General features: G+C 61.3%; 24 protein-coding genes. 14 read left to right on the top strand and 10 right to left on the bottom strand.

From position 1 onward, the window contains the following. Positions 1–26 precede the first annotated feature (26 nt). Together K4O48_RS01950 and K4O48_RS01945 are read right to left on the bottom strand one after the other, a co-directional pair. On the bottom strand, positions 27–1,244 hold the full coding sequence (locus tag K4O48_RS01950; RefSeq protein ID WP_409518957.1) for a methyl-accepting chemotaxis protein: 1,218 nt from the start codon (positions 1,242–1,244) through the stop codon (positions 27–29). A gap of 566 nt (positions 1,245–1,810) precedes the next feature. Further along, positions 1,811–3,328, bottom strand: a complete 1,518-nt coding sequence (locus tag K4O48_RS01945; RefSeq protein WP_222910513.1) for a 3-hydroxyacyl-CoA dehydrogenase — start codon at positions 3,326–3,328, stop codon at positions 1,811–1,813. A gap of 135 nt (positions 3,329–3,463) precedes the next feature. Between K4O48_RS01945 and K4O48_RS01940 the strand changes: the two genes are divergently transcribed. Continuing rightward, positions 3,464–3,910 (top strand): PaaI family thioesterase, encoded by a 447-nt coding sequence (locus K4O48_RS01940; protein ID WP_222910512.1) that lies wholly within the window; start codon positions 3,464–3,466, stop codon positions 3,908–3,910. Further along, positions 3,911–5,257 (top strand): hypothetical protein, encoded by a 1,347-nt coding sequence (locus tag K4O48_RS01935; protein ID WP_222910511.1) that lies wholly within the window; start codon positions 3,911–3,913, stop codon positions 5,255–5,257. It abuts the gene before it with no gap. An 11-nt stretch (positions 5,258–5,268) separates the two neighbouring features. Here K4O48_RS01935 and radC read toward each other — a convergent pair whose 3' ends face one another. Next, positions 5,269–5,943, bottom strand: a complete 675-nt coding sequence (gene radC / locus K4O48_RS01930; RefSeq protein ID WP_222910510.1) for a RadC family protein — start codon at positions 5,941–5,943, stop codon at positions 5,269–5,271. 121 nt (positions 5,944–6,064) lie between these two features. Between radC and coaBC the strand changes: the two genes are divergently transcribed. The 4 genes from coaBC (at position 6,065) to argB (ending at position 11,269) form a co-directional block, all read left to right on the top strand. Beyond that, positions 6,065–7,273, top strand: a complete 1,209-nt coding sequence (coaBC, locus tag K4O48_RS01925; protein ID WP_222910509.1) for a bifunctional phosphopantothenoylcysteine decarboxylase/phosphopantothenate--cysteine ligase CoaBC — start codon at positions 6,065–6,067, stop codon at positions 7,271–7,273. 2 nt (positions 7,274–7,275) lie between these two features. After that, entirely contained in the window at positions 7,276–7,731 is a 456-nt protein-coding gene (dut, locus tag K4O48_RS01920; RefSeq protein WP_222910508.1) for a dUTP diphosphatase, read from the top strand. A gap of 1,231 nt (positions 7,732–8,962) precedes the next feature. After that, on the top strand, positions 8,963–10,354 hold the full coding sequence (algC, locus tag K4O48_RS01915; protein ID WP_222911946.1) for a phosphomannomutase/phosphoglucomutase: 1,392 nt from the start codon (positions 8,963–8,965) through the stop codon (positions 10,352–10,354). 15 nt (positions 10,355–10,369) lie between these two features. After that, on the top strand, positions 10,370–11,269 hold the full coding sequence (gene argB, locus K4O48_RS01910; RefSeq protein ID WP_222910507.1) for an acetylglutamate kinase: 900 nt from the start codon (positions 10,370–10,372) through the stop codon (positions 11,267–11,269). A 72-nt stretch (positions 11,270–11,341) separates the two neighbouring features. Here argB and K4O48_RS01905 read toward each other — a convergent pair whose 3' ends face one another. Further along, the gene (locus K4O48_RS01905) at positions 11,342–11,926 is read right to left on the bottom strand and encodes a DUF4124 domain-containing protein (RefSeq protein ID WP_222910506.1); all 585 of its coding nucleotides are present in this window, start codon (positions 11,924–11,926) and stop codon (positions 11,342–11,344) included. 350 nt (positions 11,927–12,276) lie between these two features. Next, positions 12,277–12,918 (bottom strand): orotate phosphoribosyltransferase, encoded by a 642-nt coding sequence (gene pyrE / locus K4O48_RS01900; protein ID WP_222910505.1) that lies wholly within the window; start codon positions 12,916–12,918, stop codon positions 12,277–12,279. An 84-nt stretch (positions 12,919–13,002) separates the two neighbouring features. Here pyrE and K4O48_RS01895 point away from each other — a divergent pair, with 84 nt between their 5' ends. After that, positions 13,003–13,782, top strand: coding sequence for an exodeoxyribonuclease III (locus K4O48_RS01895; protein WP_222910504.1), 780 nt, complete (start codon positions 13,003–13,005; stop codon positions 13,780–13,782). Between the two features lie 44 nt (positions 13,783–13,826). On the opposite strand, the gene K4O48_RS01890 is transcribed toward K4O48_RS01895, so the two are convergent. Next, on the bottom strand, positions 13,827–14,195 hold the full coding sequence (locus K4O48_RS01890; RefSeq protein WP_222910503.1) for a DUF4870 domain-containing protein: 369 nt from the start codon (positions 14,193–14,195) through the stop codon (positions 13,827–13,829). 16 nt (positions 14,196–14,211) lie between these two features. Next, positions 14,212–14,934: a ribonuclease PH gene (rph, locus tag K4O48_RS01885; protein WP_222910502.1), complete on the bottom strand. Its 723-nt coding sequence runs from the start codon at positions 14,932–14,934 to the stop codon at positions 14,212–14,214. A 206-nt stretch (positions 14,935–15,140) separates the two neighbouring features. Here rph and K4O48_RS01880 point away from each other — a divergent pair, with 206 nt between their 5' ends. The 6 genes from K4O48_RS01880 to K4O48_RS01855 all read left to right on the top strand — a co-directional run bounded on the left by K4O48_RS01880 (position 15,141) and on the right by K4O48_RS01855 (position 21,944). Next, positions 15,141–16,004 carry a YicC/YloC family endoribonuclease gene (locus K4O48_RS01880; protein ID WP_222910501.1) on the top strand — a complete coding sequence of 288 codons (864 nt, stop codon included), beginning with the start codon at positions 15,141–15,143 and terminating at the stop codon, positions 16,002–16,004. A gap of 71 nt (positions 16,005–16,075) precedes the next feature. Next, positions 16,076–16,696 (top strand): guanylate kinase, encoded by a 621-nt coding sequence (gene gmk / locus K4O48_RS01875; protein WP_222910500.1) that lies wholly within the window; start codon positions 16,076–16,078, stop codon positions 16,694–16,696. Between the two features lie 177 nt (positions 16,697–16,873). Beyond that, on the top strand, positions 16,874–17,137 hold the full coding sequence (gene rpoZ / locus K4O48_RS01870; protein WP_222910499.1) for a DNA-directed RNA polymerase subunit omega: 264 nt from the start codon (positions 16,874–16,876) through the stop codon (positions 17,135–17,137). Positions 17,138–17,197: 60 nt separating this feature from the next. Then, positions 17,198–19,306, top strand: coding sequence for a bifunctional GTP diphosphokinase/guanosine-3',5'-bis pyrophosphate 3'-pyrophosphohydrolase (spoT, locus tag K4O48_RS01865; protein ID WP_222910498.1), 2,109 nt, complete (start codon positions 17,198–17,200; stop codon positions 19,304–19,306). 101 nt (positions 19,307–19,407) lie between these two features. Next, positions 19,408–19,788: a RidA family protein gene (locus K4O48_RS01860; protein WP_222910497.1), complete on the top strand. Its 381-nt coding sequence runs from the start codon at positions 19,408–19,410 to the stop codon at positions 19,786–19,788. A 47-nt stretch (positions 19,789–19,835) separates the two neighbouring features. Continuing rightward, positions 19,836–21,944 carry a CHASE2 domain-containing protein gene (locus tag K4O48_RS01855; protein ID WP_222910496.1) on the top strand — a complete coding sequence of 703 codons (2,109 nt, stop codon included), beginning with the start codon at positions 19,836–19,838 and terminating at the stop codon, positions 21,942–21,944. Between the two features lie 10 nt (positions 21,945–21,954). Here K4O48_RS01855 and K4O48_RS01850 read toward each other — a convergent pair whose 3' ends face one another. From K4O48_RS01850 to K4O48_RS01840, 3 genes are all read right to left on the bottom strand, one after another. Next, complete coding sequence (locus K4O48_RS01850) at positions 21,955–22,554, bottom strand: OmpA family protein (protein ID WP_260523689.1); 600 nt, start codon at positions 22,552–22,554, stop codon at positions 21,955–21,957. After that, positions 22,551–23,030, bottom strand: coding sequence for a FecR family protein (locus K4O48_RS01845; protein WP_260523688.1), 480 nt, complete (start codon positions 23,028–23,030; stop codon positions 22,551–22,553). The genes K4O48_RS01850 and K4O48_RS01845 overlap by 4 nt, the downstream gene beginning before the upstream one ends. 188 nt (positions 23,031–23,218) lie before the next feature. Continuing rightward, positions 23,219–23,440 (bottom strand): hypothetical protein, encoded by a 222-nt coding sequence (locus tag K4O48_RS01840; RefSeq protein WP_222911942.1) that lies wholly within the window; start codon positions 23,438–23,440, stop codon positions 23,219–23,221. A gap of 336 nt (positions 23,441–23,776) precedes the next feature. On the opposite strand from K4O48_RS01840, the gene K4O48_RS01835 reads away from it, so the two are divergent. Beyond that, a complete protein-coding gene (locus K4O48_RS01835) occupies positions 23,777–24,229 on the top strand; it encodes a (2Fe-2S)-binding protein (RefSeq protein WP_222910495.1) in 453 nt (150 codons plus the stop codon). The last annotated feature ends 10 nt before the right edge of the window (positions 24,230–24,239 follow it).

The raw sequence follows: 24,239 nt of genomic DNA, 5'->3' as shown, positions 1-24,239 counted from the left end.
GCTTGTGCCAACGCGCCGTCTGTCCACTACGGCTCAGGGCGATAGCCCAATCGCAGCCCGCCCCAATGACGGCCGCTTACGATGATCGGTACCGAAAGGTCATGCATCAGCTCGCCGGTGTCGCGGCTATAGGTCTGCAACAAGACTTTGCGCTGGTGGCTGCCACAGCGCCCGCCGGTGCGGTCGTTGAACAGCCGTTTGCTGCGACTTTTGACCCTGTCGATTTCCGGATCACCCACTGGCGGCTGGCTGAAGGCTCGGTTGTGAGTCGGTACATAGCCGTCCGGTGTGGTGGCGATGGCATAGACCAGCGCATCGTTGCGGTCGAGCAACGGCTCTTGGATCGAGGGAAGAACCTCGTCGGCGTAGCGGTCGAAACGGGTGCTGTATCGGACGGGATTTGTCCCCGGCTGCGCTTTGTAGTTGCGATCGAAAAGATCGTCCAGCGTCAGTCGCCCGGCTTGCACATCCGTCTCGAAGCGTGCGCTGATGGTGGCCGCGGCCTCCCGAGCCAGATCGAAGACTCGCTGGTGATAGTCGTCCAGCTGCACTTCGGCGAGCTGCTCGCTGACCGTTTCCGCCTGCCCGACCAGTTTTTCAGCAGCCTGCTCCAACTGGCGGGTCTGGGCCTCGCTTTCCAGCGCGTCCCCACGCAATTGCTCGACTGCCACGAACAGCTGCGCAAGCCGCTCATGATTGCTGGCGGTGCCAGACGCGATTTCTGCCACCTGGGTTTCGACATTGCCGGCCAACTCGGCGATGCCGCTGAGCTGGGCCCCAGTGCCGGAGATTTGGGCCGCCGCTTCGTCGAGCTCGCTCGCCTGCTTTTGGATATGACTGACCACCGCTCCGCTCTGCTCCCGAATATCGTTGACCATTCGGCCGACTTCCTCAGTGGCGGTACTGGTGCGACCGGCCAGGTTGCGCACCTCGTCGGCTACCACCGCAAAGCCGCGCCCGGCCTCCCCGGCGCGCGCGGCCTCGATCGCGGCATTCAGCGCGAGCAGGTTGGTCTGGCTGGCGATGGACTGGATCACATCGGTGATCTGACGAATTTCTTCGGTGCGCGCCGCAAGGCCGTCAAGCAGCTCGCGGCTGGCTTGGGTCTGGGCGCTGAGGGTCTGCATACGCTCGATCGCGTGCTGCAGCTCGCTTCGTCCGGCATCGCTGCTGCACCGCACCGCTTGCGCGGCTTCTAGCGTTTGGTGCGCGCGGGCGGCGCTGTCCTGTTCGGTCGCAGTCATCGCCTCGGCGCCTTTGGCGATCTCGCTGACTGCCGCGAGCTGCGATTGCAGACGTGAAGCCAGTTGTTCAGCGCTGAACGACACCTGCGCGGCTGACAGGGCGTTGTGGCAGGTATGGCGGGACAGGCTTTTGCTCAACGCCGCTGAGCTCAGCACGTCAACATCGACTGCAGCCGGATCGTGTTCCCCTGTGCGCCAAGGGCCGAACCATGGCCAGAGGCCGAGCAAAAGAATCGAAATCACCGTCAGATAGAACGGCAGAGCCATCCATTCATGGAACAGCAGCAGCCCCAGTAGCGCTGCTGCGTGTAGAAGACATGCCTTGGGGTGAAGGCGGAAGGTAGGGCGCATCGGTGGCCTCTTATTTTCATCCGGTAATACGGTGTTTGTATCACCTCTGCCGCCGATGAACACGGGACATTAGTGGCAAACGGCCTGTACCCGACGATAGAAACACGACTACTGCACGTTTCCACCCTGACATGCCGGGTTTACCGGGTTAGCGGCAGCCTGCCGCCAACCTTAAGCGCCATGCGTGAGCCCGTTAAACCCTCTCGGCGACCTCCCTATCGCTGGCTATCGGGCGCGCTCAGCGGCAAACCGAGCTGAACGCGACGCCGTAGCCAGGGGCTGGGTCGATAGCGCGGCTCGTTCCCGTAACAGCGCTGCATGCCTTCCAGAATGGTGAGGATTCGCGCGGGGTTGTAATGTTCGGCAAAGGCCAGCGGCCCCTTGGGATAACCAAGCGCAACGGTCACGGCGCGATCAAGCGTGTCCGGTGAAGCGATGCCCTTCTGAGCGATCTCACACCCGAGGTTGACGATGCTGGCGACGATTCGCTGGCTGACGAAGCCCGGTGAATCATTAATCACCTCCACCGGGACGCCGTCCGCGCCCAAGGCCTGACGCGCTTGCGCTTCCAGGGCCGGATCGAGCCCGGGCTGGCGCATCAGCACGCGGCGCTTGTCCAGGTCGCTGAACGCATCCAGGGCGATGGTGCGCACCGCTGGCAGCGCCAACCGCTCGATGTAGGCACTGGCATCCTCGCCCAGCGGCGTGATCAGGCAAATTGCCAGGCTCGAAGGTTCGGCACTGTCTTCAAGCACGGCACCAGCCTGTTTCAGGACCGAACCAATGTGACTGCGCAACTCGGGCTCTATGCTGTCGAGCCAGAACGGCCGGTCAAGGGTGACCGGCTCGAAGCGGGGCTCGGGGGAGCGTATCTGCTGCCCATTTTCGTATCGGTAATAGCCCTGACCTGTCTTGCGTCCCAGCAACCCACCGGCAACGCGCTGCGCTGCCAGGTAGGACGGCGTATAGCGGGGGTCGTAGTAGAACTGGTCGTGGACCGATTCCATCACGGCATGGGAGATATCAAGACCGGTCAGATCAAACAGCTCGAACGGCCCCATACGAAAGCCGGGACCATCCCGCAGGATGCGGTCGATCTGTTCCGGCGTGGCGATACCCTCGCTGAGGATGCGCTGCGCCTCGGTGCCATAGGCTCGGCCGGCGTGGTTGACGAGAAAGCCGGGGGTGTCGGGCGTGATGGCGGGGAAGTGTCCGGCATGCTCGGCCAGTTGCACCAGTCGCTCGATCACCGTCGGATCAGTGCGCTCGCCCCGGACCACTTCGACTAACTTCATCAGCGTCACAGGGTTGAAGAAATGGTAGCCGGCGACGCGCTCAGGCCGTGCACAGGCACTGGCTATGCGGGTCACGGACAGCGAGGACGTATTGGTGGCGAGCACCGCGTCGAAAGCGATCAGGCCTTCCAGCTCGACGAACAGGCTCTGCTTGGCCTCGAGGTTCTCGACGATGGCTTCGATCAGCAGATCACAACCTGACAGCTCGGCCAACTGATGAGCTGGCTGCATGCGCGCCATGATCGATGACAGCTCATCGGCGCTCAAACGGCCCTTCGCCACGCTACGCTCGAGCAATTCCCGGTTGAACGTCAGCGCCTGGTCGATGGTGTCTGTGCGGGTGTCGTAAAGCCAGACGTCCTGACCTGCGGTGGCGAACAATTGCGCGATGCCGCGCCCCATGGCGCCAGCGCCGATGATGCCGATACGAGAAAACATGCGAACCTCCTGATGGATGGCGTTGCGATCGTCTGAGATCTATCTATTTCGCAGAGCGAAATGGGATTCCACCTTTATTGACCAGGAGCCTAAAGACTGCCAGTCTCCATAGCAACCCATCCGCGATCGAACCTCATGTCCCGCTCCGACTACTCCTCCGCCCAGCTGCAGCAGGTACACGCCTCCGTCACCGGTTTCTTCCAGGACATCGGCGGCGAGCTGTTGGCCTATGGCCCCGACCAGGCGACCCTTGGCTTGGAGCTGCTGCCACGGCACCTAAATAATGCTAGCAACATGCACGGCGGTGTCATGGCAACCCTGATGGATGTCGCGATGGGACTGTGCGGTACTTGGGAGCAGGACCCGGCGGAGCGCCGCGTGGCGCTGACGCTGTCGATGAATATCAATTTCAGTGCACCGGCCACCGTCGGCAGCCGTATCAGGGCGGTGGCTCGGTGCCGCTCTGGGGGCCACAAGGTGTTCATGGCCAGCTGCGACTTGCTGGATGACAACGACCGGCTCATCGCGTTCGGGGAAGGTGTCTTCAAGCGTGGCGCTCGGCGCCGTGAGTTGCCTGCTTAAATGACCGCGTTGCTGCCGCTGGCATTGTTGTTCGAGCTACTGGCGCTGGTCTCCCACGTGCAGCTGCTGAGCGTCATCAGCGGTGCTCTCCTGGTGATCTTCTTCGCTTGGCATTGGCGCTCGCTGATGCCCTATCCCAGACGGCTCGGAATGGTCACTCTGGCTCTGCTTGCGTATTGGCTGTTGTCAGGGGAAGCGAGCTGGCAACACGGCGCGCGCATGTTGTCATCGGCAGCCTATTACGCCGCCTTTATCGGCGCACTCGGACTAATGCACTGCCTGGTCAAGCGGCTGAAACAGCTCAGCGAGCTGCATCGCCTGCTATTGGCCGGCCCGCGCGCCTGGCTTTATCCCGGGTACCTCATGAGTACCTTCGCGATCAGTTCGGTGCTCAGCTTCGGCATGCTCAACCTCATTTGCGGATCGCTGGAAAGCCACCTCGAGCGTCGTCGTTATAGCGACACACAGCGCCACGAAGGCCGGCGTGGCGTCATGGTCACGGCCCTGCGCGGATTCGCACTGGTGCCGCTGCTGGCACCCACCAGCGTCGCGGTCGCGATCCTGACGCGCGAACTCCCCGGTCTCAGCTGGAGCATGCTGCTGCCATTCGGACTACTCGGAGGCCTGCTCTTGTTGTTGTTCGGCTGGCCTACCGAAAACCGTCGCCTAGTGCAGCTCATCGACCATCCGCCTGAACCCGAGGCCGCGCCTAACGCACTGCCCCCCAACAGCAACCTGCGAGGCTTGCTCATTGGCAGCTTGATCGGCATCGCCCTGATCGCGTTGCTTGCGGCACTGACCTGGCTGTCCGCGACGCAGGCCGCGATGCTGCTGGTCCCCACGTCGGTAATCGTGATCCTGCTATGGCAACGGAACGCACCGCGGCAGGTGTCCAGCGAGATCGGCGAAACCCTCATCGGCATGCGTAACGAGACATTCATCTTTGCCAGCGCAGCCCTGCTTGCCGGCCTGGTCGCGTCCGTGCTGCCGGTGCATCACCTGGCAGGGCAGCTTGGCAATACGTCTCTGGCACTGTTCGCGCTCGGCACCTTTGGCGCACTGGCCATCATGGCGCTCGCGTTGCTCGGCGTCGCCCCGCTTATTTCCCTGAACCTATGCGCGGCGCTGCTGGCCCAACTGGCGAGCCAGGGTCTGGACGTGATGCAGCCAGCAGTGGCCCTGCTCTTCGGCTTCTCGCTGGCCATGCTGCTATCGCCATACGGGCCTTCTGCGTTACTGCTGGCCCGCCATGCCCAGCTCTCTCCCTGGCGCATCGCCGTTGGCTGGAATGGCCGCTTCGTCTTGAGCGTGCTGCTCCCGCTGTTGCTGGTTCCACTGCTGGCATGAGAAGTCGCGGCCTACATCCAGCCGTTTTCAGCCATGGACAACGGCTCGCCATCGCCAACGATGAAATGATCGAGCACCCGGACATCGATCAGCGCCAATGCATCGGTGAGTTTCCGAGTCAATTGCCGATCGGCTTGGCTCGGCTCTGCCACGCCGGATGGGTGGTTATGGGTGAGAATCACCGCGGCGGCATTCTGCGCCAGGGCCCGTTTGACCACTTGACGCGGGTATACGCTGGCACCGTCGATAGTGCCGTGAAACAGCACCTCGAACGCCAACACCCGGTGTTTCGAATCGAGAAACAGGCACGCAAAGAGTTCATGCGGCTCATGTCGCAACCGTGCCTTGAGGTAATCACGCACCGCCTGTGGGCTTTCCAGCGCCGAATCTCGACGAATCCGCTCAGCCAGATGCCGTCGGGCCATTTCGAGCACTGCCTGCAACTGTGCAAACTTCGCGGGCCCCAGCCCCAGATGCCGGCCGAACTCCTCGAGATCGCTTTCCAGCAGCGCGCGCAGGCTGCCGAACTCGCTCAGCAGGTAGCGGGCCAGGTCCACCGCGCTCTTACCGGCTACGCCGGTCCGCAGAAAGATCGCCAACAACTCCGCGTCAGACAGGGCGGCCGGGCCTTGCTCAAGAAGCTTCTCCCGCGGGCGTTCCGCCGCGGGCCAATCACGAATGCTCATACCACCTCCATGTCGAGCGAGCGCCCTGTTCCAGTAGGGTCGCTGTGCTATCTTAGCGGCCTTTTATTCACGGCAACCGGCCTCCGCCGGAACCAGTTCTCACCCGTAACAAGGCAGGCCTATGCAGCGGCTTTATCGTAAACGCATCGTCCTGGGCGTCGGTGGCGGCATCGCCGCTTACAAGAGTGCCGAGCTGGTACGCCGGCTCCGCGACCAGGGCGCTGAAGTACGCGTCGTGATGACCAGCGGCGGGCGCGAATTCATCACCCCCCTTACTCTGCAGGCATTATCCGGTCACCCGGTTCATTTGGATCTGCTCGACCCCGCTGCCGAAGCTGCCATGGGCCATATCGAATTGGCTCGCTGGGCTGATTTGGTACTGGTGGCGCCCGCTACGGCAGATCTCATGGCGCGCCTGGCCCAAGGCGTCGCTAACGATCTGCTGACGACACTGGTGCTAGCGACCAATGCACCCGTAGCGCTCGCCCCAGCCATGAATCAGGCAATGTGGGCCGACCCGGCGACCCAGGCCAACCGAGCCCTACTGCTACAACGTGGCATTCGCCTGTTCGGGCCGGCGTCCGGCAGCCAGGCGTGCGGCGATGTCGGCATGGGCCGGATGCTCGAAGCTGACGACCTCGCCCAAGCCGCCGCCGATTGCTTCGAACGCAGCCTTCTGACCGGCTTGCATCTGTTGATTACCGCGGGGCCGACTCAAGAAAACATCGACCCGGTGCGCTACATCACCAATCACAGCTCCGGCAAGATGGGGTTCGCCCTGGCCGAAGCCGCCGCCGAAGCGGGCGCTCGGGTGACATTGGTCGCCGGCCCGGTATTCCTGCCGACGCCCGACCGTGTTCAACGCATCGACGTCGTCAGCGCTCGGGATATGCTCGCCGCCTGCGAATCGGCGATGCCCTGCGATCTGTTCATTGCGGCAGCCGCAGTGGCCGACTACCGCCCGGAAGTGGTCGCGCCGCACAAGTTGAAAAAAGACCCCACCAAAGGCGACGGCTTGCTCCTCCAGATGGTTCGCAACCCCGATATTCTTGCCACTCTCGCCGGACGGAACGACCGCCCGTTCAGCGTGGGCTTTGCCGCTGAAACCGAGAACCTGCTGGCGTACGCCACACGAAAGCTGCGGGACAAAAACCTCGACCTGATCGTGGCCAATGACGTAGCCAACCCCAGCATCGGTTTCAACAGCGAGGAAAATGCCGTCACGGTCATAGACCGACAGCAGCACGAGACCCGCTTTAGCCAGGCCAGCAAGGGGCACATCGCCCGCCAGCTGATTGCCTTCATCGCCGACCGCTATCATCAGGCCTGACCATGCACACACTCCAAGCGAAAATTCTCGACCCACGCCTCGGCCAGGATTTCCCTCTACCGACATACGCGACCAGCGGATCAGCTGGACTGGATCTGCGCGCCATGCTGCAGGCCGACACAATGCTCGAGCCAGGCCAGACACTACTGATCCCCACGGGGCTCTCGATCCATATCGCCGACCCGAATCTGGCAGCACTCGTGCTGCCGCGCTCGGGGCTGGGCCACAAGCACGGGATCGTGCTGGGCAACCTGGTCGGTCTGATCGATTCGGACTATCAGGGCGAGCTGATGGTGTCCTGCTGGAACCGCGGTCAGTCCAGCTTCAACATCGCGGTGGGCGAGCGCATTGCGCAGCTGATGCTGGTGCCGGTCATTCAGGCGCAGTTCGAGCTGGTCAGTGAATTCGACAGCAGTGACCGCGGCACCGGCGGTTTCGGCCACTCTGGCAGCCACTAGACCAGACCCGCTTTTTCAGGACGACCCGAGGAGCTCCATGAAACTCTTCACGCGCACCGCCAAGGATACCGGCGTACTCAACCCCGCCGATACCACCGCATCGACACGCCGCCGCAGCGCTGGCCTCAATACGCTGGCGCCCGGGCTGTTGCCGGGGCTGCTGGGGCTTGTCGCGGCTGGCGCATTGCTCTGGCTCGCCTTTCAGTCCAGCCAACAACAACATGCATCCGAGCTGGCCCAAGCCTGGGGCCAAAGCCAGGCCTCAGCAGTCGAGCAGGCGCTCCGCCAGCTTGCCGAGGACACGCAGGCCGCTGCGCGTGATCCAGAACTGCTCGACGCCCTGCACAGCGGGCAGCCCGAACGGATACGCGCCGCTGAACGCGAGCTGGGCTACCGCGACGGCGTAATCGACGCGCACATCAGCTTGCGCGGCCGGGCCCGACAGAATCCCGACCGTCCCGGCCCGCTGAACTTTGCGGCGCTCGATCTGCTGCAGCGGGCTGAAAACGGCACGCCGCCTTCTGCCGAGGCATTCAGAGTCGGTAATCGCTGGCTGCTCTACAGCGCGGTGGCCCTACGCCCGAATCCCCAAGCGGCGGTCGAAGGGACATTGCTGATGGTGACGAACCTGGATCGCTTCCTGGCCACCCTGCCGAAATTACCTGCCGAAGCGGGTCAGTTGCGCCTGGTTCAGCAATTCAATAACGGGCCGGCTCAATTGCTTGTTCAGCAGGGCGGTGCGGGCCTGGAAAGCGATTCGATAACGTTGCCTTCCGCCAACCCGAACTGGACACTCACCTTTTTACCAGGCGCTGCGCTTAGCACGGCAACGCCATCCCCGCTCCTGCTGCTCGCCGCCGCATTGGCGGCGCTCTGCGGACTTCTGCTGGGGTTGCAGATGGTATTGAGCGCTCAGCAGCGGCGCCTTCGCGACGATGTGATGCACTTGGGTCGGATGGTCCAGGAACTCTCTAACGGCAAGACCATCCAAACACCGACTTTGAGCCTGCCGGCGCTTGATGCGCTCGCCAAGAGCCTGGCTCGTCTGCCGCTACGCGCGGCCGGAGCGGTGACGGCCAAAGCGCCAGCCACGCCGCAGACAGCGGTTCGGCAAGCCCAATCCACCGAGTACGTCGATCCTCTTTTCCAGGACACCGATATTCTCGACATCGACATTCTCGACGAGGACCAAGACTGGCTTGGCCTCGACACCAAGGAGCGAGAAACCGCAATGAGCGCCCCCAAAGCCCCGCAATTGCCCGCGAGCATCTTTCGCGCCTACGACATCCGTGGCGTTGTCGGCGACACCCTGACCAACGATACCGCTTACTGGGTAGGCCGCGCGGTCGGTTCCCAGAGCCTCGCCCAGGGCGAGCCGAATGTATCGGTTGGCCGTGATGGGCGCTTGTCGGGTCCTGAGTTGGTTCAGCATCTGATCCAGGGCCTGGTAGACAGTGGCTGCACCGTGAGCGACGTCGGCATGGTCCCCACCCCAGTGCTCTACTACGCGGCGAACGTGCTGGCCGGAAAATCCGGCGTAATGCTCACCGGCAGCCACAATCCACCGGACTACAACGGCTTCAAGATCGTGATCGCCGGCGACACCCTCGCCAACGAGCAAATACAGAAACTGCGCCAGCGCATCGAGACCGGCGATCTTTCCGAAGGCGTTGGCCAGGCTGAACCGGTAGATGTGCTGGAGAGCTACTTCAAGCGCATCCGTGAAGACATCGCCCTGGCCAAGCCACTGAAGGTGGTGGTTGACTGCGGTAACGGTGTGGCCGGGGTGATCGCCCCGCAGCTGATCGAAGCGCTGGGCTGCAAGGTGATCCCGCTGTTCTGCGATGTTGACGGCAACTTCCCCAACCATCATCCGGACCCGGGCAAGCTGGAAAATCTCGAAGACCTGATTGCCAAGGTCAAGGCTGAGAACGCCGATCTCGGCCTTGCGTTCGATGGCGACGGCGACCGTGTCGGCGTGGTGACCAATGCGGGAACCGTGGTCTATCCAGACCGTCTGCTCATGCTGTTCGCTAAAGACGTAGTCTCGCGCAACCCCGGCGCCGACATTATTTTCGACGTCAAATGCACCCGCCGCCTCACGCCTTTGATCAGTGGCTACGGCGGCCGCCCGGTAATGTGGAAGACCGGCCATTCGCTGATCAAGAAGAAAATGAAGGAAACCGGCGCCCTGCTCGCGGGCGAAATGAGTGGTCATATCTTCTTCAAAGAGCGCTGGTACGGCTTCGATGACGGCATCTATAGCGCCGTTCGCTTGCTGGAGATTCTCAGTCAGGACAAGCGCAATGCCGAGCAGGTGTTTGCCGCGTTCCCCAACGACATCTCGACCCCGGAAATCAATATCCAGGTCACCGAGGAGAGCAAGTTCACCATCATCGAGGCGCTCCATCGCGACGCCCATTGGGGTGAAGCCAACATCACCACCCTCGACGGCGTGCGTGTCGATTACCCGAAGGGCTGGGGCCTGGTGCGTGCACCGAACACCACCCCGGTTCTGGTACTGCGGTTCGAAGCGGAGACCGAGGAAGAGCTCAAGCGCATACAGGAAGTCTTCCGCGCGCAGCTTTATACTGTCGCGCCCGATCTCACCCTGCCGTTCTAACTTGCGGAGCCCTGCATGACCCTCAGCCGTGAAGCTGCCACACAATTCGCTCAGGTTCTGTCTGAAGCGCTGCCCTATATCCGTCGCTTCGTCGGCAAAACGCTGGTCATCAAGTACGGCGGCAACGCGATGGAAAGCGAAGAGCTGAAGACCGGCTTCGCACGCGACATCGTGCTGATGAAGGCAGTGGGCATCAACCCCGTGGTGGTTCATGGCGGCGGGCCGCAGATCGGCGATCTGCTCAAGCGCCTGAACATTGAAAGCCACTTCATCGACGGCATGCGGGTGACCGACAGTCAAACGATGGACGTGGTTGAAATGGTTCTCGGCGGCCAGGTCAACAAGAGCATCGTCAGCCTGATCAACCAGCACGGCGGAGCAGCAATCGGCCTGACCGGCAAGGACGCCAATCTGATCCGCGCCAAAAAGCTCAAGGCGACACGGCAAACGCCAGAGATGACCTCACCCGAAATCATCGATATCGGTCAGGTTGGTGAGGTCACCGGCGTGAATACCGAGCTACTGGAGATGCTCGTTCGTGGCAACTTCATTCCGGTCATCGCGCCCATTGGCGTTGGGCCAGATGGCGAGTCGTACAACATCAATGCTGATCTGGTGGCAGGCAAGGTGGCCGAAGCGCTGAGATCCGAAAAGCTGATGCTGCTGACCAATATTGCTGGCCTGATGGACAAACAGGGCCAGGTACTCACCGGCCTTACCACTGCTCAAGTCGATGAATTGATTGCCGATGGGACCATTTACGGCGGGATGCTGCCAAAAATCCGCTGCGCGCTGGAGGCTGTTCAGGGCGGCGTGCACAGCGCCCACATCATCGACGGGCGCGTACCCAACGCGGTGCTGCTTGAGATATTCACCGACATAGGGGTCGGCACATTGATCACCAACCGCAAGTAACCCACTGACCGCTTAAACAGAACCCAGCACTTCGACAAAAGCGCTGGGTTTTTTTATCGGGTCGGTCCCGGCCTAATCGGATTGACCTAGCAGCTCCCCGACTCGCTGCTGCTCGCGAGCAAAGGTGACTTCAGCCTGCTTGCGGACCTGCTTATAGCGCTCGACGTCGCGCCTCAGGCTGGCCTGCTCTTTGGCGAGGTTTTCGATCTGCGTTAGCAACTGTTCGGGCACGGCGCGACCGGCACGCTCGTGTCCCGCCGCCTGGCTCTGCAGGTTGGCTTGCTGTGAACGCAGCGATTGAAGGTTGCTTCGGGTGATTCCGATGACGCTGTCGAGTTCCGAGAGCTTTCGAGCCTTGGCGCGCTCGACATCCTGGACGCTGGCATACAGACGCAGCAGTTGAGCGTCCGAGTTGGCTTGCGCCTTGGCCTCGAGCAATCGCTGACGCTCTTCAGGCGTCGGCGCCGGTGGCACTACTCGGGTCACCCGCCCTTGATCGTTGAGCACCTCGTAGCCTTTGCCAATATGCTGGGGCGGGACACCCTGGCGATTAAGTACCACCACGCCCTTGTCATCGACATAGCGGTACAGCTCAGCCTGCGCACCCGTTGCTAGCAACGCCCCCAACAGCAACAGCACCGCGCTCCCTAATTGCATTTTCTTGCCCCTTTGCATCCAGCGCACCTTGGCAAGGCGCGCCGGAACGCCTGATTTTTTATATTGAAGCGCTGAGCTTATACAAACCCCAAGCGTGTGCGCAGCAATAAGCACACCAACTGACAGTTCCAGTCTTGGCCTACGTGCTCGAAGCCAACGGCAAAGCAAGCAGAAAAGACAGCGCGTGGAGGATCTTCGGCTAATTACAAGTCTTGCGAGCCAATGGGCAGCCAGAGCAGCGTTACTGCCGTGATCCAGCTTCGGGCCTAAATTGTCAGTAGGTGACAAAGCACAACATCGCCGCACGCGACAAATCAGTTCAGCAAGTAACAGAGTGGCCCAGTCGTAGCTTAGATCCCGTATCGATCTCGGTATGCCTCGACCGCGGGCAAGTGCTGCTGGAGCTGTGCGTCCTGCGCCAGAAACTCCAAGACCTGAGCCAATGAAACGATGCTGACGACAGGCATCTGGTAGTCCCGCTCGACTTCTTGAATCGCAGACAGCTCGCCCTGACCGCGTTCCTGCCGGTTCAGCGCAATCAACACACCCGCCGCTTGCGCATTCTGTGTGCGGATAATCTGCATGACCTCACGAATTGCCGTGCCGGCGGTAATGACGTCATCGACAATCAGCACACGCCCGTCGAGCGGAGCGCCGACTAGCGTGCCGCCTTCCCCATGATCCTTGGCCTCCTTACGGTTGAAGCACCACGGCAGATCACGTTGATGGTGTTCAGCAAGCGAGATGGCCGTTGCTGCGGCCAGAGGTATGCCCTTATAGGCCGGACCAAAGATCACGTCGAAATCGATGCCACTCTCTACGACAGCCGCTGCGTAGAAGCGTCCTAGCTGCGCCAGCGCCGTGCCGGTGTTGAACAGGCCGGCGTTGAAGAAATAGGGACTGGTGCGCCCCGATTTCAGGGTGAACTCACCGAAACGCAGAACTCCGCGCTCGATGGCGAAGCGAATGAACTCGCGCTGGTACGCCTGCATGAAGAAAATTCCCGGAAGACACTGGTTTAGCTAATTGCAAAGAGCTTGGGTTATCATACACGCACGTGTTTTTAGGGGCCATTTATGCGGATCATCAGCGTCAATGTGAATGGCATTCAAGCGGCGGCACAGCGGGGTCTTCTTAGCTGGCTGCAGGCGCAGAATGCCGATGTCATCTGCCTGCAGGATACCCGCGCCTCTGTAGTAGAACTCGACGATCCCGCCTACCAGCTCGATGGCTATTTCCTTTATACCGTCGACGCGGAAATTCCCGAACAGGGTGGCGTTGCACTGTACTCTCGACTGCAGCCGAAGGCTGTCATCATGGGACTCGGTTTCGAAACAGCCGACCGCTACGGCCGATATCTGCAGGCCGACTTCGACAAGGTCAGCATTGCGAGCTTGCTGCTACCCACGGGGCGCGGTGGCGACGAAGATCTGAATCAAAAATTCAAGTTCATGGATGATTTCGCCCATTATCTGGACAAGCAGCGTCGCAAGCGCCGCGAATACATCTACTGCGGCTCGCTATACGTAGCCCATCAGAAACTGGACGTGAAAAACTGGCGCGACTGCCAACAGGCCACCGGATTCTTAGCCCCTGAGCGCGCTTGGCTTGACGAGATATTCGGCAACATGGGCTATGTCGACGCTCTGCGTGAGGTTAGTCGCGAGGGAGACCTATACAGCTGGTGGCCGGATACCGAACAAGCGCAGATGCTTAATCTGGGCTGGCGGTTCGACTATCAGATTCTGACCTCGGGTATGCGTCGGTTTGTGCGCAGCGCGCGCCTACCCCGTCAGCCCCGCTTCTCCCAGCATGCCCCGCTCGTTGTCGATTACGACTGGACGCTAAGCCTCTAAACAGGATGAGCATCCAGGCAGTAGCCTGAATATCTTGCTAGCGATTACTTGACGATCCGCCAGCAGAACGGATAGCGGTACGGTTTACCTTCGTTGGCGCGGATGCCAGCGATGACTACCAACACCAACGCCACGACGCTAATCAGTGCCATCAGCGGAAACCCGATCAGAATCCACGCCAGCACGCCGCAGATCATCAGCAAAATGCTGAAGGTGATCTGGAAATTAAGCGCTTCCTTTCCCTGCTCGTCGACAAAAGGATCCATGTCCTTTTTCAATTGCCAGACGATCAACGGCCCTAGCACGTTGCCGATCATCGGAACCAAAAACCAGCAGAACGCCGAGTAATGACAGAACATCGCCCATTGCCGCGCTTGCGGCGAGGGTTGTGGCATCAATTGCTGGTCAGTCACGGCGTTCTCCTCGTGTTTAATCAGCCAGCGCGGCCAGCTGCAGCGCGAACAGCTCTTTCATGCCTGCTTGTGCCAGCGCGAGCATGGCATTGAGCTCCTCGGGCTGGAACGGCGCACCCTCTGCAGTTCCCTGCACCTCGATAAAACCACCGGCATTGGTCATGACTACGTTCAGGTCAGTTTCGGCGGATGAATCTTCCAGATAATCCAGGTCGAGGACCGGCTGACCCTGATAGATTCCTACCGATACCGCGGCCACCATTTGCTTAAGCGGATCGCCGCCCTTTAGCCCACCACGCTTCTTCAGCAGCTTCAACGCATCAACCAAGGCCACCATCGCACCGGTGATCGAGGCCGTACGCGTGCCACCATCCGCCTGAATGACATCGCAATCGATGTAGATGGTGTTCTCGCCCAGCTTGCTCATGTCCAATGACGCCCGCAGCGAGCGGCCAATCAACCGTTGGATCTCCAGGGTGCGACCGCCCTGCTTACCGCGGCTGGCTTCACGCTGGTTCCGCTCACCGGTCGCACGAGGCAGCATGCCGTACTCGGCAGTCAACCACCCTTGCCCCTGGCCTTTGAGGAAACGAGGGACGCCATTTTCGATGCTGGCGGTGCAGATCACTTTGGTATCACCGAACTCCACCAGCACCGAGCCCTCTGCATGCTTGGTGTAATTACGGGTAATGCGGATCGAACGCAGCTGGTCGGCGGCGCGGCCACTGGGTCGTTTCATGAGGCTTGTCCTGCTTCTGGGATGAGTAGCCCCATTATAGAGGCCTCGACCGGTATCAGGGCCACTGCCAGGCCATCGGCACGCCAGCGCAGCCCACCGGTGACGTTGTGGGCCGCGAGTGCAGCACGCCTACGACGCACAGACGCCAATGGCCGGTTTTTCCTTTACAATCCTTCGCCTTTCGTACTGCACCGAGGGGATATCTCATGATCCACAGCATGACCGCCTTCGCACGCGCCGAGCAGGCCGGCGACCACGGCACCCTCAGCTGGGAGATCCGCTCGGTAAACCATCGTTATCTGGAGCCGCACCTACGCCTGCCAGAAGCGTTCCGGGACCTGGAAGGCTCAGTCCGTGAGGCTCTGCGCAAAGGCCTGTCGCGTGGCAAGGTCGAATGTACGCTGCGATTTGCCGAAGAAGCCTCTGGCCGCTCAATGCAGGTGGACACTGAGCGGGCCAGTCAGCTGATCGCCGCAGCCGAGAGCGTCGCCGCATTGATCAAACAACCCGCGCCACTCAACCCGCTGGAGATATTGTCCTGGCCCGGCGTATTGGTGGGCGACGCAGCGGATCCCCAGGCGCTAAACAGCGCAGCGCTGCAACTGTTTCACCGGACCCTGGCCGAGCTTAAGAATGGACGCCAACGCGAGGGCGAAGAACTGGCTCGCCTGATCAACGAGCGTCTCGATGCAATTACCGAGGAAACGGTTACGTTGCGTAGCCAGGTCCCGCAAATGCTTGCTGCCCAGCGGCAGAAGCTGCTCGACCGTTGCGCTGAGATGCGCATTGAGCTGGACCCGCAACGACTCGAACAAGAGATCGCGATGCTTGCGCAAAAAAGCGACGTCGCTGAGGAGCTTGATCGCCTCGCCACCCACGTCAGCGAGGTACGGCGCGTCTTGACGGCGGGCGGGGCCGCGGGTCGGCGCCTGGACTTCCTCATGCAGGAACTCAATCGAGAGGCGAATACGCTCGGCTCCAAGGCGTTCGACACTCGCGGCACCCAGGCCGCCGTGAACCTGAAGGTGCTCATCGAGCAGATGCGCGAACAAGTCCAAAACATCGAATAGCAACTACGCTGGACCTGACTGGCGAACTGCCGCCCGTCTGGCGCACAACTGCAACCGTACAGAGAATCAGCATGTCAGCCTCCACCGGTACGCTTTATATCGTTTCCGCGCCTTCTGGGGCCGGCAAGACCAGCCTGGTCAAGGCCCTGCTTGATGCCCAACCGCAGGTCCGGGTCTCGGTCTCACACACCACGCGGCCGATGCGTCCGGGCGAGGTGGATGGGGTCAACTACCACTTCGTCAGCCGCGAAGAGTTTATTCAGCGCCTCGAGCATGATGAGTTTCTTGAGCACGCCGAAGTGTTTGGCAACCTCTACGGAACCTCACAGCGCTGGCTTGAGCAGACCTTGAGCGAAGGCTTTGACCTGATTCTGGAAATCGACTGGCAGGGCGCTCAACAGGTCCGCCGGCTGATGCCGCAGGCAAAGTCTATTTTCATCCTGCCGCCCACACAGGAAGCGCTGCGCCAACGCCTGACCAACCGGGGCCAGGACAGCGATGACGTTATCGAGAGGCGCATGCGCGAGGCGGTCAGTGAAATGACCCATTACGTCGAATACGATTACCTCGTCATCAATGATGACTTTGCTCATGCCCTGATTGATCTGCAGGCAATCTTCCGCGCCAACCAGCTGTTGCAAACCTCACAACAGGAGCGGTTCCGTGGACTGCTTGAGCAATTGCTGGCCTGATCGGACAAGGTAGACGAACCGCGACGGCAGTACGGCCGAAAGCCTCACTTGCTATCGCTGTCGCAGCCGCCGAGGGATGAAAACGTATTACCGCTTCCCTATTGGCTGGTGATTTTTTAGACTATCCCGTCCGCTCGCCCATTCGGGCACGCTTTACCGCTATTGATGAGGAACACCATGGCCCGCGTTACCGTTGAAGATTGCCTGGACAACGTAGATAACCGCTTCGAGCTGGTCATGCTCGCCACCAAGCGCTCGCGTCAGCTGGCTACCGGCGGCAAGGAGCCTAAAGTGGCCTGGGAAAACGACAAGCCAACCGTGGTCGCCCTGCGTGAAATCGCCTCCGGCCTGGTGGACTATGACGTCATCGCACAAGATGACATCGTCGACGACGAGCCACTGTTCGTTCAGTACGAGGAAGAGTCCAACGAGACTCTGTAACTAAATGCCTGGTCGAAGTCGAACCGCAAACACAGCGCCCAACCGGCAGGGAGTATTCCCTTGCCAGCCATAGACGTTCTTGCCGATCGCTTATCGACCTACCTCGGCGAAGACCAGGTCAACCTGGTCCGCCGTGCCTATTTCTACGCCGAGCAGGCCCACGACGGCCAGCGTCGGCGCAGCGGTGAAGCCTACGTCACCCACCCTCTCGCGGTAGCCAACATCCTCGCTGACATGCACATGGACCATCAGAGCCTGATGGCCGCGATGCTGCATGACGTCATCGAGGACACCGGCATCGCCAAGGAAGCATTGACCGCACAGTTCGGCGAAACCGTTGCCGAGCTGGTGGATGGCGTCAGCAAGCTGACCCAGATGAAGTTCGAAACCAAGGCCGAAGCCCAGGCCGAGAACTTCCAGAAGATGGCCATGGCCATGGCGCGTGACATACGCGTCATTCTGGTCAAGCTCGCCGACCGCCTGCACAACATGCGCACCCTGGAAGTGCTGGCCGGCGAAAAGCGTCGGCGCATCGCCAAGGAAACCCTGGAAATCTATGCGCCCATTGCCAACCGGCTGGGCATGCACGCCATGCGCGTCGAGTTCGAGGATCTCGGTTTCAAGGCCATGCACCCGATGCGTTCGGAGCGCATCCGCGCCGCGGTACGCCGCGCCCGGGGCAACCGCAACGAGATTGTCGACAAGATCGAGCAGTCGCTGACGCATTGCCTCGAGCGCGAAGGCCTCGAAGGCGAGGTTGTCGGCCGCGAGAAGCACCTGTTCAGCATCTACAAAAAGATGCGCGGCAAACGCAAGGCGTTCAACGAGATCATGGACGTCTATGCCTTCCGAATCGTGGTCGACAAGGTCGACACCTGCTATCGCGTACTCGGCGCTGTGCATAGCCTCTACAAGCCACTGCCCGGGCGGTTCAAGGACTACATCGCGATCCCCAAGGCCAACGGCTATCAGTCGTTGCATACCACCCTGTTCGGCATGCACGGAGTGCCCATCGAAATCCAGATTCGCACCCGCGAAATGGAAGAGATGGCCAACAACGGGATCGCCGCACACTGGCTGTACAAATCCAACGATGACGAAGCACCCAAGGGCACCCATGCGCGCGCGCGTCAATGGGTCAAAGGCGTGCTCGAACTACAGGAGCGCGCCGGCAACTCCCTGGAATTCATCGAAAGCGTGAAGATCGACCTGTTTCCGGACGAGGTCTACGTCTTCACCCCCAAGGGCAGCATCATGGAGTTGCCCAAAGGCTCAACCGCGGTGGACTTCGCTTACGCGGTGCACACCGACGTCGGCAACACCTGTATCGCCTGCCGCGTCAATCGCCGCCTGGCACCGCTGTCGCAGGCGCTGGAGAGCGGTTGTACGGTTGAGATCGTTACGGCCCCTGGCGCTCGTCCGAATCCGGCCTGGCTGAACTTTGTGGTCACGGGCAAAGCACGCACTCACATTCGCCATGCGCTCAAGCTGCAACGCCGCTCGGAGTCGATCAACCTCGGTGAGCGCCTGCTGAACAAGGTGCTTACAGGGTTCGAAACCAGCCTGGACACCATCTCCGCCGAGCGGATCCAAGCCGTGCTCAACGAGTACCACATGGAGGTCATCGAAGACCTGCTCGAGGACATCGGTCTGGGTAATCGCATGGCCTATGTGATTGCCCGTCGACTGCTGGCCAGCGAAGGCGAGCAGGCGCCGAGCGCAGAGGGGCCACTGGCCATCCGCGGCACCGAGGGCCTGGTGCTGAACTACGCCAAATGTTGCACGCCTATTCCAGGCGACCCGATCGTCGGGCACCTGTCCGCCGGCAAGGGAATGGTGGTGCATTTGGATACCTGCCGGAACATCGCCGATGTCCGACACAATCCCGACAAATGCATCCAGCTGTCCTGGTCGAAGGATGTCACGGGCGAGTTCAATGTCGAACTTCGCGTCGAACTGGAACATCAGCGCGGCCTGATCGCGCTGCTGGCCGGTAGCGTCAATGCCGCCGACGGCAATATTGAAAAGATTGGCATGGACGAGCGTGACGGCCGCATCAGCGTCGTTCAGTTGGTCGTGAGCGTGCATGACCGTGTCCACCTGGCGCGTGTGATCAAGAAGCTGCGCGCAATCAAAGGGGTGATGCGCATCACCCGGATGAAAGCCTAGTTCGACGCGCCAGCGCCCCTCCCATTACCGGGCGCAGGGCTTTTGCATCCCCGCCTCAGCCCGTATGCTCTGGTGCCCCAACCTTCTATCCGGAGCATTCCATGAGCAAGACCGTGATCCACAGCGATAGCGCGCCAGCCGCCATTGGCCCTTACTCCCAGGCGATCAAGGCCGGCAATACCGTCTATATGTCGGGACAGATCCCTCTGGACCCGAAGACCATGGAGCTGGTGGAAGGCTTCGAAGCGCAGACCGCGCAGGTATTCGAGAACCTCAAGGCGGTAGCAGAGGCCGCCGGCGGCTCGCTGAAAGACATCGTCAAGCTGAATATTTTCCTGACCGACCTCGGCAACTTCGCCACGGTCAATGACGTCATGAGCCGCTATTTCCAGCAGCCTTACCCAGCCCGGGCCGCGATTGGCATCGCCGCGCTGCCGAAAGCCGCGCAGGTGGAGATGGACGCCATTCTGGTCCTCGACTAAGCCAGCGTGGCAGCCTGGCCAACCGAACGGCTGCGGGAGCGCGCCTGATGGCACCGCCCCGTATTCTGGCGCCGCGCCTGCTCCTCGCCTTGGCCGGGTTGCTTGTCGCCTGCGGCCTGTATCTGGCGGAGCCGCTGATGTTGCAAAGCCTGCGCAACAGCCTGTTCGACCAGTACCAGCGCTGGCAACCCCGGCCAGCGCCGGCGCAGACGGCGGTTCGCGTGGTGGACATTGACGAAGCGAGCCTCGCTCGCCTGGGTCAATGGCCTTGGCCACGTGATCTGCTAGCACAGCTGCTGAGGCGCTTGTACCAGGCCGGCGCGGCCGTGGTGGTGTTTGACGTGCTGTTTGCCGAGCCCGACCGCAGCTCGCCTCGGCGTGTTCTGAACGCGCTTAATCTGCCGCCCGGCGTGCTAGACGAGCTAGGCCCTTTACCCGACCATGATCGATTGTTCGCCGCCGCGCTCGAGCGACAACCCAGCGTGCTTGGCTTCGCCACGACACGCGCGCCTTCTCCGTCCACGCCTCAAAGCCGCTTCGGTGTCCAGTTTGATGCAGATGCTGCGCAGGCTGACTTCTCGGCCTACATGGGAACCAGCACGGCGCTGCCATTGCTCGAAAACGCCGCGGCCGGCAGCGGCGCCATGACCTTCAAGCCCGATTCCGATGGCGTGGTGCGCCGGGTACCCGTAATGATTCGCGTCGGCGAACACCTATTTCCCTCGCTGACTGCTGAAGCACTGCGAGTCTATCTGGGCCGCAAGCTTTACCGCATCGAGACTGCTGCGAGTGGCGCGGTCGAGCGGGTCAGGATTGGCGAGCTCACGCTTCCGACCAACCGGCAGGGCGAACTCTGGCTGCACTACCGCCGGGATCTCGATGCCCAAAGCGTGCCCGCCTGGCGTGTGCTGGACGCGCCGTCTGCGGAACTGTTCGAAGGAAGTATCGCGCTGATCGGCAGCTCAGCGCAGGGGCTGCAGGATCTGCGGTTCAGCCCGCTCGGCGGGATCGTTCCGGGCGTTCAGGTGCACGCTCAGGCGATTGAACAGGCGTTGGCCGGTTCATCGCTGCAACGCCCATTCTGGGCCAGCGCGGTGGAGGCGCTGACGTTGTTGCTTGCGGGTCTTCTGCTTTGTCTCCTGACGTTGGGTAGCGGAGCATTCACGGCGGCCTGGGTCGCCGCCGTGCTGGTGGCGGTACTCAATGCGATTGCCTGGTGGGCCTACTCGCGTCAAGGCCTGCTGCTCGATTCGCTAACGCTTTCGATCGGCCTGCTGCTGATCTACCTCGGCGCCAGCCTCGCCCGGCATCGTGCCAGTGAAGAACAACAGCGCTGGGTGCGCGACGCCTTTTCTCACTACATTTCGCCGAACCTAGTCGGCCATCTGGTGCGTCACCCGGAGCAGCTCCAGCTGGGCGGCGAACGCCGTTGCTGCAGCTTCGTGTTTACTGACATCACGGACTTCACCACCCTGATGGAGCAACAGTCACCGGAACAGGTGGTTGGCATGCTCAACGAATACCTCGAAGGAATCATTCAGATCGCCTTCCGCCACGAGGGCACGCTTGAGCGCATCGTGGGCGATGGCATGGCGATCCTCTTTTCGGCTCCCCTGATCCAGCCCGACCACCCGGCGCGAGCCTTGGCCTGTGCGTTGGAAATCCGCCGTTTCACCCGGGCCTTTACCGCTGCCCAGCATGTCGCTGGAATCCCGCTGGGCCGCACCCGCATCAGTGCGCACAGCGGCGACGTTGTCGTCGGTAACTTCGGCGGCGAGACCCTCTTCGACTACCGCGCATTGGGCGACGCGGTCAACGTCGCCGCTCGCCTGGAAGGGCTCAACCGCTACCTGGGCACCGATCTGTGCGTCTCGGAACGTATCCGCGGGGCCAACCCGAGTGTACCGATGCGTGCGATTGGCGATGTGCTGCTCAAAGGGAAAACCCAACCGATTCGGCTCTACGAGCCTTGCGAGGAAACCGGCGACAGCCGCTACGACAACGCCTATGCGCTGCTCGCGAGCGAAGACGCCGGTGCCACCGATGCCTTCGAGCGATTGCACGCCGAGCGGCCAGAGGATGCGTTGGTGCATTACCAGCTGCAGCGACTACGGGCCGGCCAGCGCGGCGAACGTATCTTGATGACCGAAAAGTAAGTAATGCGACTTAGCGAACGCTGATTTCGACCCGGCGGTTACGCGGCTCCGAGACGCCGTCGGGCGTATCGACGAGCAGGTTACGCTCTCCGTGCGAGGACACCGTGAGGTCAATCACTTCGATATCTCGACTGCGAAGCATGTCCGCAACTGCCTGTGCACGGATCAGCCCCAGTTGCTCATTCCAGCCAGGACCACTGAGCGTATCGGTATGCCCGATGACCGAGACAGCGGAAGGCCCGCGCAGGCGAATCGCCTCGAAAACCTGCTCGATCTCGCGCTGAGAATCCTCTGTCAGCTCGGCGCTGCCGATTTTGAAGTACAACTGGAAGCGCTGCGGCAATGGCGGCTGGGCCGCCAGCGCCTTGGAAAAGTCGCGCGAAATGCGTAGCTCACCGACATTGAACGGGCCGGAACCAAGCCTGAGCGCGCCGATCGATACGCCTTGATGGGTGCGGTCCAGTCGGGTCTGGCCCTTGGCATCCTCCACCAGCACTGCACCCGTTGTACCGTCTGGGCTTTCCAGCAACACCACGTAATCGCCTGTTACGCATCCTGTCATCAACAGGAAGCACAGCAGTGCGAACCCACGTCTGGCTATCTTCGTCACTGACCAACCTTCACCAGAAAATGCGTGCCACGCACACCGATGGTCCCAGTGGGCGTTTTCAGCTCTACCGCCTCCGGCTTTAGCTTGGCGATGACGCCGGAAATGAAATTCAACGTCCCACGGCTGATGCGTGCACTGAGTCGCAATTGTTCCTGAGCCGGCTCGAATTCGTATTCATCGAGCGTGAACTCGCTGTTGGGGCCGAACGACATGACCGTGTTGTCACTGAGCGTCACGCCCATCGAGCCCTGCGCACCGGTGCGCAGCACGGCACCGAGAATCACCGCCTGACCCACGGCAGCATCGATGGTCTGGCCACGGCTGGTAACAGTCGCCTCACCGTCGACCTTCATGATGTAGCCGATGGGCTCGGCCAACGCTTGCGCCTGCCCCACAGAAGGCAGAACCAGCAAGCCGACGATCAGCAACGGTCGAGCAGTCTTAAGCATGGCGAAGCAGCTATTCCAAATCATCATTCCAGCCTCCGTACACGTCGCCGAGTCAGGCCACTGCTCGGGGCCCGCCGCGAACCCCAATCCAATGCCTAACATGCCTATCAGGCCAACGCCGCAGGATGCCGGATGATGTTTGGCAAATACAAGCGCAACGGCAACCCTGCGCACAGGCGTTGCCTACCGCGCGGCGCCGATATCCGGTGGTTCGACTACGCGGAAACGAGCTGCTCGGGTGATCTCATCGCGCCGCCATCCCACAGGTTCTGATCGGCGAGCTGAAGGGTATCGACATAGCGCGGCGCGCCATTGATAGCTTCCAGCTCAGTCATACCGGCGAGTTGGCTGACAATGCGGTAGCGCTTGCCGGCGGACTTGTCTTGCAACGGATACAGCGCCGCGATCTGCTGCGCAAGTTCGGTGAGGGTGGACATGGTGCGGGTACTGCTCTGACTGCGAAAGGCAGGCTGTTTACTACGAATCCTGATTGATTTCGCGGTGCGCCCGACGCCCGGTAAACCAATCATCGGAAATCTGGTTTTGACTACCTGTTTATCCATTGCGCGACAGGTAATCGGCCACTGAGCCACGACTTCACGCGTGCCAGCTTGCCCTTTTGGGACATCGAGGCGCCCCTAATCGACCGCGTCATGCAGGCAATAAGTTTTGTCTAGCCTCGGCAACTTTTGCCCCGGACGTTGTCTCGTTCTAGAGCGCGCACAAACCAACCATAAGCGCGCCGCTTTGAGCCTGACGTGAGGTCCTTGTTCATGCTGACACTTTCCATCAACGGCGCCGACCTTGAGATCGACGTTCCCGAAGACATGCCCCTGCTCTGGGTCCTGCGCGACGTGCTGGGGCTGACGGGCACGAAGTACGGCTGCGGTATCGCTCAATGTGGCGCCTGTACGGTGCACCTTGATGGCCAGGCGGCGCGCTCATGCGTGCTGCCCGTCGGCGAGGTCAAGGATCGTAAGGTGGTGACCATCGAAAGCATTGGCAACACCGACCTCGGCAAACAGGTGCAACAGGCCTGGCTGGAGGACGAAGTGGTGCAGTGCGGGTACTGCCAGTGCGGCCAGATCATGTCGGCTGTCGCACTCCTGGAAAAGACTCCGCAACCCGATGATCAGACCATCGATCAGGGCATGGCCGGCAACCTCTGTCGCTGCTGTACCTACACCCGCATTCGCAGCGCCATCAAGCGCGTCGCCCAGGTCTGAGGAGGCGCAG

Source organism: Pseudomonas sp. DNDY-54 (assembly GCF_019880365.1).
In the GTDB taxonomy this organism is placed as follows: domain Bacteria; phylum Pseudomonadota; class Gammaproteobacteria; order Pseudomonadales; family Pseudomonadaceae; genus Stutzerimonas; species Stutzerimonas stutzeri_P.
This window is presented reverse-complemented; position numbering and strand designations above follow the sequence as displayed.